This window comes from Streptomyces sp. SAS_272 (assembly GCF_052543235.1).
This window is the reverse complement of sequence record NZ_JBMNDR010000140.1, coordinates 1-14,669: the sequence shown is the minus strand read 5'-3', so window position 1 is coordinate 14,669 and position 14,669 is coordinate 1. Positions and strand designations below refer to the sequence as shown.

Genomic DNA, 14,669 nt, shown 5'->3' with positions numbered 1-14,669 from the left:
CACCCGCGCGGACCGGCCGGGCGCCGTCCGTTCGTCAGCCTCCGCTGGAGACCGACCACTTCTGGTTGGACGCGCCGGTGCAGTTCCACAGCTGGACCTTGGAGCCGTTCGCCGTGGCCGTGCCGGTCACGTCGAGGCAGAGTCCGGACAGGTCGTTGGTGACGCTGCCGTCCGCGTGGAAGGTCCACTTCTGGCTGGAGCCGCCGTTGCAGTCCCAGGTGATGACCTTGGTGCCGTTGGTGGTGCCGTTCCCGGACGCACCCAGGCACTTGCCCGCGACCTGGAGTTCCCGGCTCACCGAGTAGGTGTAGGCCTGGTTGGCGCTCCCGGACACGCAGTCCCAGATGTACTGCTGGACACCGTTGGCCGCGTTGCCGGTGTCATCCAGGCACCGGTTCGAACCCTGGCCGACGATCTGGGCGGCGGCCGTCTGCGCGCCCCTGGTGAAGGTCACCGTGGCGCCCGCGGGCAGGGTGTACTGGAAGGATCCGGCGTTGTTCCAGGTGACGGTGAAGGGGGTGCTGCTTGTGTTGTTGTTGTGGGCGACCAGCACCTCACCGCCGTCCGGGTTCTTGTAGGCCTGGGCCCATACGTTGCCGCCGTCGCTGTAGCCGATGCGCGTGGCGCCGGGGACCACGAACTTCGAGAACTGACCCAGCTGGTAGTAGTTGTTGGTGTAAGTGGCCTTGCCGGTCGCCTGGTCGACGGTGACCAGGCCGGTGCAGTTGTCGCAGCCGACGCCCATCTTCGGGCCGCCGTTGGTGTCGAGCGCGAGGTTCCACAGCAGGGCGCCGTTGGCCCAGTTGAAGGTGGACTCCATGGCGAGCTGGGCGGCGTTCATCGGGGCGATGCCCGGCCCGGTGGAGCACTCGCTCTCGTAGAGCCGCTTGTCCGGGTAGGAGTTGTGGATCGTGGTCATCTTGCCGAGGTCGTTCCGGTAGCAGTGCCACGCCGTGCCGTACATCGCGTCGCGCGCCGCCTGGTTGCCCATCAGCGTGTTGGCGTAGTTGGTGTCCACGTGATCCGCGTCCCCGCCGAGGATCTTCGTGTCGGCCAGGCCGGCCTGCTGCAGCGCGGGGGCGAGGTTGTCGGCGATGAACCTCGCCTCGTCACCCGCGGCCCACAGCATGGCGGAATACGTGGACGGTGAGATCGTCGGCTCGTTCTGCGGGGTGACGCCCCAGACGTTGACGCCCTTGGCCTTGTAGTCCTGGAGGAACTTGACGTAGTACTGCGCCAGCGGGCCGTACATGTCGGAGCGCAGGGTGCCGTTGCCCTGGCCCAGCATCGTGTTGGTGGTCTTCATCCAGGCCGGCGGGCTCCAGTTGTTGGCGAAGAGCTTCATCGACGGGTTGAGCGCCTGGGCCTGCTTGACGATCGGGATGATGTAGGCGTCGTCGTGCGCGGTGGAGAAGTCGGCGAGCGTCGGGTCGGCGGTGCCGCCGTTGTCGTCGTAGGAGTAGGTGGAGGGGTTGTTCGCCGGGGTCGCCGTGTAGTCGGAGGAGCCCATCGGCACCCGCATCAGCGACAGGCCGATGCCGGAGCCGCGGGTGAACAGGTCGCGCATCACCCGGTCACGGGCAGTGGCGTTGAGCTTGTTCTGCAGGAGATAGGCCGAGGTGTCGGTGAACGCGGCGCCGAACCCGTCGATGGTCTGGTAGGACTGCGTGTCGTCCACCTTCAGGTTCACGCTGCCCGAGGACACTGCCCCGAGCGCGATGCTCGGCTGCGGGGTCAGGGCCTGACTCAGGTCCGACGTGGTCAGGGCCACACCGATCGTGTCACTCGCCGCCGACGCCGGGGCCGGAGCCAGTATCGCCACTCCCCCTGTTACGGCGAGAGCCAGAGCGGCGGCCTGCGCGCTCAGCCTGCGGAGTGGATGTCTCATGTGCATGGACGCTTCCCTCTTCACTTGATGGTCAGATCATCTGTCTTCGTCGCGGGCCGGTTCGGAGCGGCTCTCCGGGACGGCCCGTCCCGCGCAGCCAGCCGCAGCCGCGGTGCGGGGCTGCGGCGGGGGGTCTTGCCTGTTCGCATGGCCCGGTGCGGGCCGGAGTCCGGCGCCGCACCGGGCCATGAACTCTCGGGAGCGCGTCAGACGGGGCTGATGGTCCACTGCATGTTGGTGCTGTTGCCCCAGTCCCACATCTTGGTGACGGAGCCCTCGGCGACGTTGCCGCCGCCGTCCAGCAGCTTGCCCGTGGTGCGGTTGACGATGTTGTACTGGCCGCCGCCGCGGTGCGTGATCTTCCACTGCTGGTTGGTGTGGCCGTTCCAGGCCAGCTGCTTGCAGGTGGCGCCGTTGCTGGTGGCGCCCCAGCTGTCGGCGACCATGCCGTTGGTCCGGTTGACCAGCTTGTAATAGCCGCCTCCGACCTCGACCGCCTGCCACTGGAGGTTGCCGTTGTCGTAGTAGTGCCACTGCTTGAGGTTGGATCCGCCGGCGACGTTGCCGCCGCTGTCCAGGGCCAGGCCGTCGGTATAGTTGATGATCTTGAGGTAGGTCGAGGGGTTGAACTGCACCTTCAGCGAGGTGATCTTGTCGTTCTGGCCGGTGACCCGCAGGTTGGCGTTGTCGGCGGTGAAGGTCCACTGGGTGCCGGTGAAGTTGTCGCCGGAGTAGGCGACGATCTGCTGGCCCGGGGCGAGCTTCAGCGAGGAGACGCTGAGGGCGGGTATCCCGTGCAGGTCGAGCTGGTCGGCGGTGTAGTCGCCGAGGCCGAGTGCGGCGGAGGTACCGGCGTAGTTGACGTCCGTGTAGACCAGGGCGCCGTCGACCGGCTGGAGTGTGGGGATCTGGCCGGAGAAGGTCAGCTTCAGCACGTACATGGGTGCGGAGAACGGCGCCGACGACGGCAGGGTCACCTTGAGCCCGGACGCGTCCTGGGTCCGGTTCGGGAGGTCGATGTAGGTGCCGGCCGTGGTGTCGAGCAGCTTAACCGAGGTCAGCGCGCCCAGGTTGATGCGGCTGGAGCTGAGCGTCTTGATGGTGAGTGAGCTGCCGGGCCAGCCGAGGACCGTGGCGTACAGGGTGTCGTTCGCCTTGTTCCGGGTGAAGCGGATGTCCTGGGCGGTGCCGGCGCTCGGGTTCATGAAGGTGCCGCCGCCCATCTTCGTCGGCCCCTCGCCGTAGGCGGTCCAGGCCCGGGTCGAGTACACCGACTCACCGAAGCGCGTCAGGTAGTCGCCGATGCCCAGCAGGATGTCGCGCTGGCCCTGGGGGATGGTGCCGTCGGCCTTCGGCGCGATGTTGAGCAGGACGGTGCCGTTCTTGCTGACCCGGTCGATCATCGCGTGCAGCAGCAGCTGTGCCGTGTAGTAGCCGATGCCCTCCGTGTAGCACCAGCTGGTGCTGGAGACGCTGTCGTCGGTCAGCCAGTAGGGCGAGCTGATGTCGGCCGGACCGCCGCGCTCGTAGTCGAAGACCTCGCCGTGGCTGTTGAACGCGTCCTTGTAGGTGGCGATGACCTCTCGGCCCCAGGAGTTGGCCCGGTTGTAGTAGTAGGAGAGGAAGTTCAGCAGCTGGGTCTCGGCGATCTGGTCCAGGTGGACGTCCTGGTAGATGATGTCCGGCTGGGCCAGGTCGATGACCTCCTTGAGCTTGTCGTACCAGAGCTGGTCTTCCGTGGTCTTGTCCAGCTGCCCGTAGAGCTTCTTCAGGCTCGGGTCGGACTGCGCCGGCACGGCCTCGTAGTAGCCGAGGTAGTTGTAGGCGTGGTGCATCGACACCAGCAGCTTGAGGTTCTTCGCGCGGACGGCGTCGGTGAACAGCTGCAGCAGGTTGAGCTTGGGGCCCTTGGCGACCGAGTTCCACTCGTTGACCTGGCTGTTCCACATCGAGAAGCCATCGTGGTGCTCGGCGACCGGACCGGCGAACCTGGCGCCCGCGTCCACGAACAGCTGCGCCCACTCGTCGGGGTCGAAGTTGCCTCCGGCAGACTTCAGCTTGGGAGCGAACTGCGTGAAGTTGCCGGCCTTGTCGTTCGCCCCGTTGATGAAGTTGTGGTACGGCCACACTGAAGGGTCGCCGTACGTGGCGGCGTGGTGCTGATTCACCTTGCTGCCGCCGAAGTACATGTTGCGCGGGTACCACTCGCTGTCGTAGGCGGGGACGCTGAAGACACCCCAGTGGAAGTAGATGCCGAACTTGGCGTCCTTGAACCACTCAGGAGACGCCGGGTGCTGGTTCACCGAGCCCCAGGCAGGCGTGTAGGTGGACGGTGCGGCAAGGGCGGGGCCGGCGCTGAACAGGCCGCCCGCGACCGCGGCCGCCGCGATGGCCGTGGTACCGGCGAGGAACTGCCGTCTGTTGATCGCTCTCGACATTGAGAGGCCTCCAAGGCAACTGAGTGTTCCGAAGGGTTGACAGTGAGAAGCGCGGGAGGAGGCTCCGGCGCCTGGGTTGACGCCCTGCCCGGGCAGGGCGAGGGTCTCCGACATGGCGAGGCCATCCGGACGTGGTGGTGATGCCGGGTTCGGGTCCCGGCACTCGGTCAGCCGGCGTTCACCGGCAAAAGGTGGGCTTCGGTCAGGCTCTGCGCCAGCCACCGTTCGACCGCACAGATGTGGACGGCGGACGACGCGGCGACGAGGGCGTCGCGGGCCTGCAGCGCGCGAAGGTTCTCCTCATTGCTTGCGGATCATGCGTCCGGCGAAGGTCCGCGTACGAGCGGGAAGGACGGTCCCATAAGGCCCGAGCTGGTCGGTGACGGTGAGCGTCGCGTTTTCGGCGACGCTGCGGTCGGCCACCAGCCCCTGGCGGTGGCGGTCCTCGGGCACAAAGCCGACGCCCGCGGCGAGCGCGGCGGGAATGTCGCCGGTGCGCAGGGGACACCCTGCGACCTCGATGGTGCCGCTCTCGGGGCGGTGCAGACCGGCGAGCGTCTCGCCGACCTGTACGTTGCCGCTGGCGGTGGCGCCCGCGAGCCCGACGACCTCGCCCGAGCGGACCGACAGGGTGAGGTTCTCGATGGCGCCCGGCAGGGTGAGCGCGTTCACGGCCAGCAACTCCTCGCCCGTGCCGGTCTCGGCGGTCCAGCTGGGCCCGATGACGGGCATAACCGTCGCGCACTCGCCAGTCATGGCTTCGACCAGGGCCTGGTGACCGAGTTGGACGACGGGCGCGGTGAGGATGTGGGTGGCGTCACGGTAGACGGTGACGGTGCGGCAGAGGTCGTAGACCTCCTGGAGGTGGTGCGAGATGAAGAGGAAGGCGACGCCCTGGCTCTGGAGGTCACGCAGCTTGTCGAACAGTCTGCCGATGCCGCGTGCGTCGAGCTTTGCGGTCGGCTCGTCCAGGATGATGAAGCGCGCGCCGAACGACAGCGCCCGCGCGATCTCGACGAACTGCCGCTGCTCCACGGTCAGGTCCTTCGCGGCTGCCGCGGCGTCGACGTCCACGCCGTACTCGCCGAGCAGTTCCTCGGCCCTGCGGCGAAGACTCTTCCAGCGGATGGGGGTCAGGGCCGCGGGGCTCTGCCGGTTGAGGAAGAGGTTCTCGGCAACGGTGAGCTCACCGATGATGGTGGACCGCTGGTAGACACAGGCCACCCGGGAACGCCAGGCGTCGGTGTCACCGAACGCCGGAGCCGCTTGCCCGGAGAACCTGAGCGATCCGGTGTCGGGCTGCTGCAGCCCTGTCAGGATCGAGACGAGCGTCGACTTGCCGGCGCCGTTGCGTCCGACCAGAGCGTGCGACTCGCCCGCGGCGATCGCGATGCGGGCGTCGCGCAGCGCCACGGTCGCGCCGAATCGTTTGGACACGCCGGTCGCCTCGGCCACAGGGGCCCTGTCTCCGGCGCTGTTCGCCGGGGCGGGCACGGTGTCCGCCATGGTGAGTACCGTCCTTCGTTGCGGGTGGGGAGAGGGCGCGCGCGGCGGGGAGACGGGGCCGCCCCCGGTCCGCCGCGCGCCGTGCGACCGGTCGGTCACTTGCCGACGTTGTTGCCCCACAGGGTCTTGTCGTCCACGTTGCCCTTGGTCACCAGCGGCGCCGCCAGCTGGTCCTCCAGACCGTTGGGGAGCTTGATGATCGTCGAGTCGTGGTCGGTCGAACCGGGCTCGAAGGTCTTGCCCTCGGCGGCTGCCTGCGCGTAGTAGAGGACGTACTTGGCGTAGAGGTCGGCGGGCTGGGAGACGGTGGCGTCGATCTGGCCCTTGCGGATCGCGTCGAACTCCTGCGGGATGCCGTCGTTGGAGACGATGGAGATGTGGCCTTTGTGGCCGACCGGCTTGAGCAGGCCCTTCTGCTCCAGCAGGGCCAGGGTGGGCTGCAGGAAGGCACCGCCGGCCTGCATGTAGATGCCGTTCAGGTCCGGGTGCTGGGCGAGCAGGCTCTGCAGCTTGGCGGAGGCCACGTCGCCCTTCCAGTCGGTGGGCAGCTCGAACACCCTGATGCCGGGGAACTTGTCCTTCATGCACGCGGCGAACGCTTCGGAGCGGTCGCGTCCGTTGATGGAGTCCAGGGCGCCCTGGAACTCCGCGACCTTGCCCTTGCCGCCGAGTTGCTTGCCGAGGAACTCACAGGCCTTCGTGCCGTAGGCCCGGTTGTCGGCGCGGACGACCATGTAGACGTCGCCCTTGTCGGGACGGGTGTCGACGCTGACCACAGGGATCTTCTTCGACGCGAGGGTGTCGAGCGTGGAGGCGATGGCGCCGGTGTCCTGCGGGGCCATGACGATGGCCTTGGCCCCGGTGTTCTCGAAGACCTGCACGTTCGACACGAGCTTGGTGACGTCGTTCTGCGAGTTGCTGATCGGCAGCGCGTTGGTTCCGTCGGCCTTGATGTCCTTCTTCAGGTACGCGGCGTAGGAGTTCCAGAAGTCGGTGTCCGACCTGGGCAGGTCGATGCCGATGGCGGGCTTGCCGCTGCCCCCCGCCGAGGTGGAGTCACCGCTCTCCCGGTTGCAGGCAGTGGCAAGAGCCAGTACAGCGAGAGCGGCGGTGGCGGCGGACCGGGTACGAGGAAGCTTCATGGCCTGGGTCTCTCTTCTTGGCCGGAGCGAGCCGTGGGGAGGTTGACGGGAGACGCCCTCGCCTTCCGGGACGGAACGCCGTGAGGTGCCGGACCCATGTCATGACAGAGCCGATGCTTGAGCGCTGCGGATTGCTCCTATGTCTCCCGAGCGGTGAGGACGTTACGTCGACGTTGCCGACGATGACAAGAGCCTTAAGTAGCGATTCACGCGGCTATCGGGCCGCAAGGTGCCACACGAACGTCCACAACACCTACGAGGGACACCCGAATGCCGATCTGACCTGCAACTTTATAGGGATCGTGAGCCGCGAAGACCCGGCCGGGAAACGCCTTACAATTTGGCAACGCTCCTAACAAAAGGCACGCGATCACTCCCATGACCACACGACGCAGTAGATGCACCGCCCATCAACACACTGAAATTTATTTGCGACATTAGGGGCAATTCGGATATGCATACGGATGGAGCAGCCGAATACATCCCATCAATGGATTGCCATTAGCCATGTCGGATGCCTACAGTCCCCCGGGGCGCGAGTCATCCGATGTACGTCGATCACCGTCGCCTGTACCGCACCCGCACCCGCACCCGCACCCGCACAAACCTGACGAGGGAACTGCTCCCGTTGAAACTCCTCCGACTCGGTGCCCGCGGCGAAGAGGCACCAGTTGTCCGTACCGGTGACGGCCGGTTCCTCGACGCGTCCACGTCGACAGCGCCTTCCTGGCTTCCGGCGGCCTCGACCGGCTCCGGGCCCCGCTCACGGCCGACGCGCTCGCGGAACTCGACGCCGAGGGCCTCAGGGTGGGCGCACCCGTGACCCGCCCGGCAAGGTCGTCTGCATGGGCCTGAACTACCTCGCCCACGCCGCCGAGACCGGGGCGTCCATCCCGTCCCGGCCGGTGGTCTTCTTGAAGGACCCCGGCACGGTCGCCGGTCCGTACGACGACGTACTGATCCCGCGTGACTCGACCAGAACCGACTGGGCGGTGGAACTCGCCCGCCATCGGCCGGCGGGCACGCTATTCGGTCGGCCCGGAGGAGGCAAGTGGACGTCGTCGCCGGCTACGCGATCAGCCACGACGTCTCCGAACGCGAGTTCCAGCTGGAGCACTCCTCCCAGTGGGACCTCGGCAAGTCCTGCGAGACCTTCAACCCGCTCGGCCCGTGGCTGGTCACCGCCGACGAGGTCACCGACCCGCAGAGCCTCGGACTGCGTCTGAGTGTCAACGGTGTGGAGCGGCAACAGGGCAACACGCGCGACGTGATCTTCCCGGTGGCGCGGATCGTCGCCTACCTGGGCCGGTACATGGTCCTGGAGCCGGGTGATGTGATCAACACCGGATCCCCGGCCGGTGTCGCCCTGGGCCTTCCGGACACGCCGTTCCTGCGGCCCGGCGACACAGCGGAACGGTGTCGCTCGTCCGCGCTGAAGGGACGGGCCCCCGGAGTGCCACACGGTCCACACAGGTGCGGACCTGTCCCGGACGGCGTCCGCAACGTCCGGTGGAACGTGGGACCGCGCGCTCACGACGTCCCCGTTCCAGCCTCCGCGGAGGCATCAGAGGCTTCCGCACGCCCGACCGCACAAAGGAGCTGTCCTGAGAATCGCCCTGCATACCAAGGTGCGCGCCGACCGAATCGAGGAGTACGAGGCCGCGCACCGCGAGGTCCCCGAGGAACTGACCGACGCCATCCGCACCGCGGGGGTGAGCGAGTGGACGATCTGGCGCAGCGGCATCGACCTCTTCCACGTACTGGAGGTTCCCGATTACGGGGCGGTGATCGCCGAGTTGGAGAAGCTGCCGGTCAACATCGCCTGGCAGGCGCGGATGGGCGAGCTGCCGGCCGTCGCGCACGACTACTCGGCGGACGGCGCCGACGCCTCACTCCCTGTGGTCTGGCAGCTGTGAACCCCTCCCGCACAAACTCGCAACAGTATACATCCCATCCATACTGCAGATTTCTTGGCTCAAGAGCTCCGAATCTTGCATCTACAGGATGTAGACATGGGATGTTTTTCGATCTAGCATCCCGTCGACTGGCTGACGCGGTGTCCTCGACCCGCCGCACGTCCGCAGGCGGCCTTTGTTCCCGCCCGCCCCTTTCCCAGGAGTTGCTGTCATGTCGTCTGCCGCACCCTCATCCCCCCGCATCACCTCCCTGGACGTCCTGGACGTCCGTTTTCCGACATCCGAGCACCTCGACGGTTCAGACGCCATGAACCCCGAACCCGACTACTCGGCGGCCTACGTCGTTCTGCGCACCGACGTCGGCGACGGGCTGGAGGGCCACGCCCTGGCCTTCACCACCGGGAGGGGCAACGACGCACAGGCCGCCGCCATCGCGACGCTCGCCCCGCACGTGGTGGGCTTGTCCGTCGAGGAGGTCTGTGGCGACCTCGGCGCGTTCGCCCGCACCTTGGTCCACGACCCCCAGCTGCGCTGGCTCGGCCCGGAGAAGGGCGCCATCCACATGGCGACCGGCGCGGTCGTCAACGCCGCCTGGGACCTAGCCGCCAAGCGGGCGGGCAAGCCCGTCTGGCGCTTTTTGGCCGAGATGTCGCCCGAGGAGCTCGTGACCCAGGTCGACTTCCGCTGGCTGAGTGAAGCCCTGACTCCTGATGAGGCCCTGGAGATCCTCAAGCGCGCCGAACCCGGCCGCGAGAAGCGCATCGCCCGTCTGTTGGAGCACGGTTACCCCGCCTACACCACCACTCCCGGCTGGCTCGGCTACTCCGACGAGAAGCTGGCCCGCCTGGCCCGTGAAGCCGTCGCCGACGGCTTCACCCAGATCAAGCTGAAGGTCGGCGCGGACCTGGACGACGACGTGCGCCGCATGCGCACCGCCCGCGAGACGGTCGGCGACGGCATCCGTATCGCGGTGGATGCCAACCAGAGATGGGACGTCCAGCCCGCCATCGACTGGATGAGCGCCCTCGCTCCTTACGACCCGTATTGGATCGAGGAGCCCACCTCCCCCGACGACATCCTCGGCCACGCCGCCGTCCGCAAGGCTGTCAGCCCCATCAAGGTCGCCACCGGCGAGCACATCGCCAACCGGGTCGTCTTCAAGCAGCTCCTCCAGGCCGGCGCGGTGGACATCGTGCAGATCGACGCGGCTCGGGTCGGCGGCGTCAACGAGAACATCGCGATCCTGCTGCTCGCCGCGAAGTTCGGCGTCCCGGTCTGCCCGCACGCGGGCGGGGTAGGTCTGTGCGAGATGGTGCAGCACTTGTCGATGTTCGACTACGTCGCCGTCTCCGGTACCACCGAGGACCGTGTCATCGAGTACGTCGACCACCTGCACGAGCACTTCGTCGACCCGGTGCGCATCGCCGACGGCCACTACCTCGCGCCAGCCCTCCCGGGGATCAGCGCACAGATGCACCCCAAGTCCCTGCAGGAGTACACCTACCCCGACGGCCCGGTCTGGGCGGCCCGTGTCTGACAACCCGCGCCCGGGCCTCGTCGACGCCCACCATCACGTGTGGAACCTCGACCGACGCCCTCAGCCCTGGCTGGACGGCCCGGGTCACGAACCGATCCGCCGCTCCTTCGGCGCCGGGAACCTGCGCACGACCGCCACCCGGACGATCGCCGGACGCCGTCTGGAGCGCACTGTGGTCGTCCAGTGCGTGACCTCCCTGCCCGAGACCCGGGAGCTGCTCGCCCTGGCCGACACCGATCCGCTGATCGGCGCGGTCGTCGGATGGGTGGATCTGACCTGTCTCGCCATCGACGACATCCTGGACGGGCTGGGCGCCGTTCCCGGCGGCACCCGTCTGCGAGCCGTTCGGCACATCGTGCAGGCGGAGCCGGACCCCGACTGGCTGCAGCGCCCTGTCGTGGAATCCGGGCTGCGCGCGGTACGCGACCGAGGGCTCGGCTACGACGTCCTGATACGCAGCGACCAGCTGCCGCAGGCGATCCGGCTCGCCGAGCGTGTCCCCGGCCTGCCGCTGGTCCTCGACCACGCCGGCAAACCGCCCATCGCGGACGGCGGCCTGACCGACTGGGAACGACAGATCCGCCTGCTGGCCCGGCACCCGCAGGTGCACTGCAAGGTGTCGGGCCTCGTCACCGAGGCCGACCACGAGAAGTGGACCATCGACGACATCCGGCCGGTGTGGGACGTGCTGCTCTCCGCCTTCGGCCCGTACCGGCTCATGTTCGGCTCCGACTGGCCGGTCTGCGTACTCGCCGGCGGCTGGAATCTCTGGGCGGCCACCGTCGAGGAGCTTCTGGCCGGCTGCTCCGCGAGCGAGACCCAGGCGATCCTCGTCGGCACCGCGACCGACTTCTACCGGCTGCCGCCCGCCTGAGAACGCCGTCCGGGAACAACCCGCAACCACCCGCCCTGTAGCCGTACCCCTCCCACCACCGGCACCCGCGCCGAAAGGACCTCAACGACGATGACACTCGCAGTCCGCTACATCGCGGCCCGCACCCTGGACACGGCCCCCTCCAAGAGTTCGCCGCCCGGCCCCGGCGAGGTCGAAGTAGCCCCCGCCTACGTCGGCATCTGCGGCACAGACCTGCACATCTTCCACGGCGACATGGACGCCCGGGTCCACGCGCCGGCCGTCCTCGGACACGAGATGTCCGGCCGGATCGTACGGGTGGGCCCCGACGTGGAGGGCTGGCAACCCGGCGACGCGGTGACCGTGATGCCGCTGCGCTGGGACGGCACCTGTCCCGCGTGCCGCGCGGGCCACCAGCACGTCTGCCAGCACCTCGACTTCATCGGCATCGACTCCCACGGTGCGATGCAGCAGCGCTGGACCGTACCCGCCGCCACCCTCCTGCGGCTGCCGGACTCCGTATCCCTCGACCGGGCCGCGCTCGTCGAACCCACGGCGGTAGCCGTGCACGACGTGGGCCGGGCCGCACTGCGCGACGGCGAACGGGTGGTCGTGGTCGGCGGCGGACCGGTGGGCGTCCTCATCGCGCTGGTCGCGCGCGCCGCCGGTGCCGACGTCCGGGTCGTGGAGCTCAGCGCCCATCGTCGCCTGCTCGCAGAGAAGCTGGGCCTGGCGAGCTGGAACCCCGCAGAGAAGAACGTGCCCGAACTGGTGCGGGAGTGGACCGGCGACGCGGGGGCGGACGTCGCCTTCGAAGTGTCGGGAGCCGCCGCCGGGATGGACACGGCCGTCGAGGTCCTCGGCGTCCGGGGCCGGTTGTGTCTGGTCGCCATTCATCCCCAGCACCGCGAGGTGAATCTGCACCGCTTCTTCTGGCGTGAACTCACGCTGGTCGGCGCCCGGTTGTACGACCGCTCGGACTTCGAGCGGGCCGTGACGCTGGTCGCGGACGGCACGATCCCCGCCGAGCAGCTCATCAGCAAAGTGGTGCCGCTCGCCGAGGCGCCCTCGGCGTTCGAGGCCCTGGAGGCCGGAGGCGACGTGATGAAGATCCTGGTGGACTGCACCGACCAGGCCGCGGGAGCCGCCGTATGACCGCCTTCGACCTCACCGGAAGACTCGCCGTCGTCAGCGGTGCCCGGCGTGGCATCGGCCGGGCCATGGCCCGCGCGCTCGCCGAGGCCGGCGCGGACGTCATCGGCGTCAGCGCCTCGCTGGAGGAGTCCGGCAGCGACATCGAGAAGGACGTCGCCGCCGCGGGCCGTACCTTCGAGGCGATCCGCGCCGACTTCGCCGACCCCGAGGCCGTACGAGCCCTGGGCGCCGACCTCGCCGGGCGGCAGCGGCCGGTGGACATCCTGGTCAACAACGCGGGCACCATCCGCCGCGCGCCCGCCGCCGAACACCCCGACACCGACTGGGACCTGGTCCTCCAGGTCAACCTCAGCGCGCAGTTCGCGCTGACCCGGGCGGTCGGCGCGGCGATGGTGGCCCGGGGCCGGGGCAAGGTGATCTTCACGGCGTCGCTGCTCAGCTTCCAGGGAGGGATCACCGTTCCCGGCTACACCGCCGCCAAACACGGCATCGCCGGTCTGACCAAGGCCCTGGCCAACGAATGGGCCCCGCACGGCGTCAACGTCAACGCCATCGCCCCCGGCTACATCGCCACCGACAACACCCAGGCCCTGCGGGACGACCCGGTGCGCAGCAAGGCGATCCTGGACCGCATCCCGGCCGGCCGCTGGGGCGACGCGGACGATCTCGCGGGTGCCACCGTCTTCCTCGCCTCGGACGCCGCCGCCTACGTCCACGGCACCGTCCTGCCCGTCGACGGCGGCTGGCTCGGCAGATGAGCACCGACCTGACCGCCGCCCTGTCCGCAGCCCGGGTTCTGCCGGTGCTGACCGTGCCGGACGTCGCCACGGCGGCTCCCCTGGCCGAGGCGCTCGCCGCGGGCGGCGCCCGGTGCGCCGAGGTCACCTTCCGCACCCCGGACGCCGAACAGGCGCTGAAGGCGATGGCGGCCCACGGTGGGCTCACCCTGGGCGCCGGCACGGTCCTCACCCCCGAGCAGGCGGAGCGGGCGGTCGCGGCCGGTGCCCGCTTCGTCCTGTCGCCCGGCTTCGACGCGGCAGTCGTGGACAAGTGCCGTGAGCTGGGTGTTCCGGTCCTGCCGGCATCGCCACCGCCACGGAACTGATGCAGGCCCTGCGAGCCGGACTCAGCACCGTGAAGCTGTTCCCGGCCGAACCTCTGGGAGGCACCTGGACGCTCCAGACTCTCGCGGCGCCGTTCCCGCAGGCCCGGTTCGTACCGACGGGCGGCATCGGGCCCGCACACCTCTCCGTGTACCTCTCTCATCCGGCCGTCCTCGCGGTCGGCGGCAGCTGGATGGCCGCCGTCGGCCACCTGGAACGCGGGGACTACACGAAGATCCAGAGGCTGACGGCCGAGGCCGTGGAGAGGAGCGCGGCGTGACCGGGCGGGGACCTGAGGTGGTCGCCCTCGGCGAAGTGATGCTGCGCTTCGACCCGGGCGAGGGCCGGATCCGCACCGCCCGCACGTTCCAGGTCTGGGAAGGCGGCGGCGAGTACAACGTCGTACAGGGTCTTCGCCGCTGCTTCGGTCTGCGCACGGCCGTCGCCACGGCATTGGTGGACAACAAGGTGGGCCGCCTCACCGAGGACCTCATCCTGCAGGGCGGGGTCGACAACTCACTCATCCGCTGGGTCCCCGCCGACGGCATCGGTCGCACCGCGCGCAACGGACTCAACTTCGTGGAACGAGGCTTCGGCATCCGGGAGCCCTCGGGGTCAGCGACCGCGCGAACACCGCGGTGTCCCAGCTGCGGCCGGGCGACATCGACTGGGACTCGGTCTTCTCCACGGGCGCACGCTGGTTCCACACCGGCGGTGTCTTCGCGGGCTTGTCGGACACCACGGTCAGGGTCGCGGAGGAGGCGATGACCACCGCCCGCCGGCACGGTGTGACCTCTCCTACGACCCCAACTACCGCCCGAGTCTCTGGGCCGGCAGGGGCGGTCCTCAGCGGGCACGCGAGGTCGACCTCCGGTTGGCCCGGCACGCCGACGTCGTGGTGGGTGCCCTGGGGCTGGCGGGCGGGCACCCCGGAGCGGTGCGCATCAGTACCGACGAGGTACCGCAGGCACTGTCCAAGGTGGCGGACCGGGTACCCGGGGTGAGAGTACTGGCGACGACCCTGCGGGGGGTGCCCTAGGAGTTGTCTTCAAATGTCACGCCCACATCAGGAGCGAGGCGAGGGTGACGGCTGCCTGATAGGACTCGGCGGTCTTGTCGTAGCGGGTCGCG

General features: G+C 68.8%; 8 protein-coding genes and 4 pseudogenes. 8 read left to right on the top strand and 4 right to left on the bottom strand.

Annotated features, from left to right (window positions below; all coding sequences use genetic code 11):
- Positions 1-34: 34 nt before the first annotated feature.
- From ACN6LD_RS40240 to ACN6LD_RS40225, 4 genes and pseudogenes are all read right to left on the bottom strand, one after another.
- Positions 35-1,888, bottom strand: a complete 1,854-nt coding sequence (locus tag ACN6LD_RS40240; protein WP_445045742.1) for a ricin-type beta-trefoil lectin domain protein — start codon at positions 1,886-1,888, stop codon at positions 35-37.
- A gap of 206 nt (positions 1,889-2,094) precedes the next feature.
- Positions 2,095-4,326 carry an alpha-L-fucosidase gene (locus tag ACN6LD_RS40235; RefSeq protein WP_445045741.1) on the bottom strand — a complete coding sequence of 744 codons (2,232 nt, stop codon included), beginning with the start codon at positions 4,324-4,326 and terminating at the stop codon, positions 2,095-2,097.
- Between the two features lie 309 nt (positions 4,327-4,635).
- A pseudogene (locus ACN6LD_RS40230) lies at positions 4,636-5,832 on the bottom strand (ATP-binding cassette domain-containing protein); the annotation flags it as partial.
- 95 nt (positions 5,833-5,927) lie between these two features.
- A complete protein-coding gene (locus ACN6LD_RS40225) occupies positions 5,928-6,974 on the bottom strand; it encodes a sugar ABC transporter substrate-binding protein (RefSeq protein WP_319188259.1) in 1,047 nt (348 codons plus the stop codon).
- Positions 6,975-7,602: 628 nt separating this feature from the next.
- Here ACN6LD_RS40225 and ACN6LD_RS40220 point away from each other — a divergent pair.
- The 8 genes and pseudogenes from ACN6LD_RS40220 to ACN6LD_RS40185 all read left to right on the top strand — a co-directional run.
- Positions 7,603-8,388, top strand: a pseudogene (locus tag ACN6LD_RS40220) (fumarylacetoacetate hydrolase family protein); the annotation flags it as partial.
- 190 nt (positions 8,389-8,578) lie between these two features.
- Positions 8,579-8,890, top strand: a complete 312-nt coding sequence (locus ACN6LD_RS40215; protein WP_319188300.1) for an L-rhamnose mutarotase — start codon at positions 8,579-8,581, stop codon at positions 8,888-8,890.
- 211 nt (positions 8,891-9,101) lie between these two features.
- Positions 9,102-10,427 (top strand): L-fuconate dehydratase, encoded by a 1,326-nt coding sequence (locus ACN6LD_RS40210; RefSeq protein WP_319188257.1) that lies wholly within the window; start codon positions 9,102-9,104, stop codon positions 10,425-10,427.
- On the top strand, positions 10,420-11,301 hold the full coding sequence (locus tag ACN6LD_RS40205; protein WP_319188255.1) for an amidohydrolase family protein: 882 nt from the start codon (positions 10,420-10,422) through the stop codon (positions 11,299-11,301). Before ACN6LD_RS40210 ends, ACN6LD_RS40205 begins: the two co-directional genes overlap by 8 nt.
- Positions 11,302-11,391: 90 nt before the next feature.
- Positions 11,392-12,435 carry a zinc-dependent alcohol dehydrogenase gene (locus ACN6LD_RS40200; RefSeq protein WP_319188253.1) on the top strand — a complete coding sequence of 348 codons (1,044 nt, stop codon included), beginning with the start codon at positions 11,392-11,394 and terminating at the stop codon, positions 12,433-12,435.
- Positions 12,432-13,193 (top strand): SDR family oxidoreductase, encoded by a 762-nt coding sequence (locus tag ACN6LD_RS40195; protein ID WP_319188251.1) that lies wholly within the window; start codon positions 12,432-12,434, stop codon positions 13,191-13,193. Before ACN6LD_RS40200 ends, ACN6LD_RS40195 begins: the two co-directional genes overlap by 4 nt.
- Positions 13,190-13,818, top strand: a pseudogene (locus tag ACN6LD_RS40190) (bifunctional 4-hydroxy-2-oxoglutarate aldolase/2-dehydro-3-deoxy-phosphogluconate aldolase). Before ACN6LD_RS40195 ends, ACN6LD_RS40190 begins: the two are co-directional and overlap by 4 nt.
- Positions 13,819-13,856: 38 nt before the next feature.
- Positions 13,857-14,574: pseudogene (locus ACN6LD_RS40185) on the top strand (carbohydrate kinase family protein); the annotation flags it as partial.
- Between the last annotated feature and the right edge of the window lie 95 nt (positions 14,575-14,669).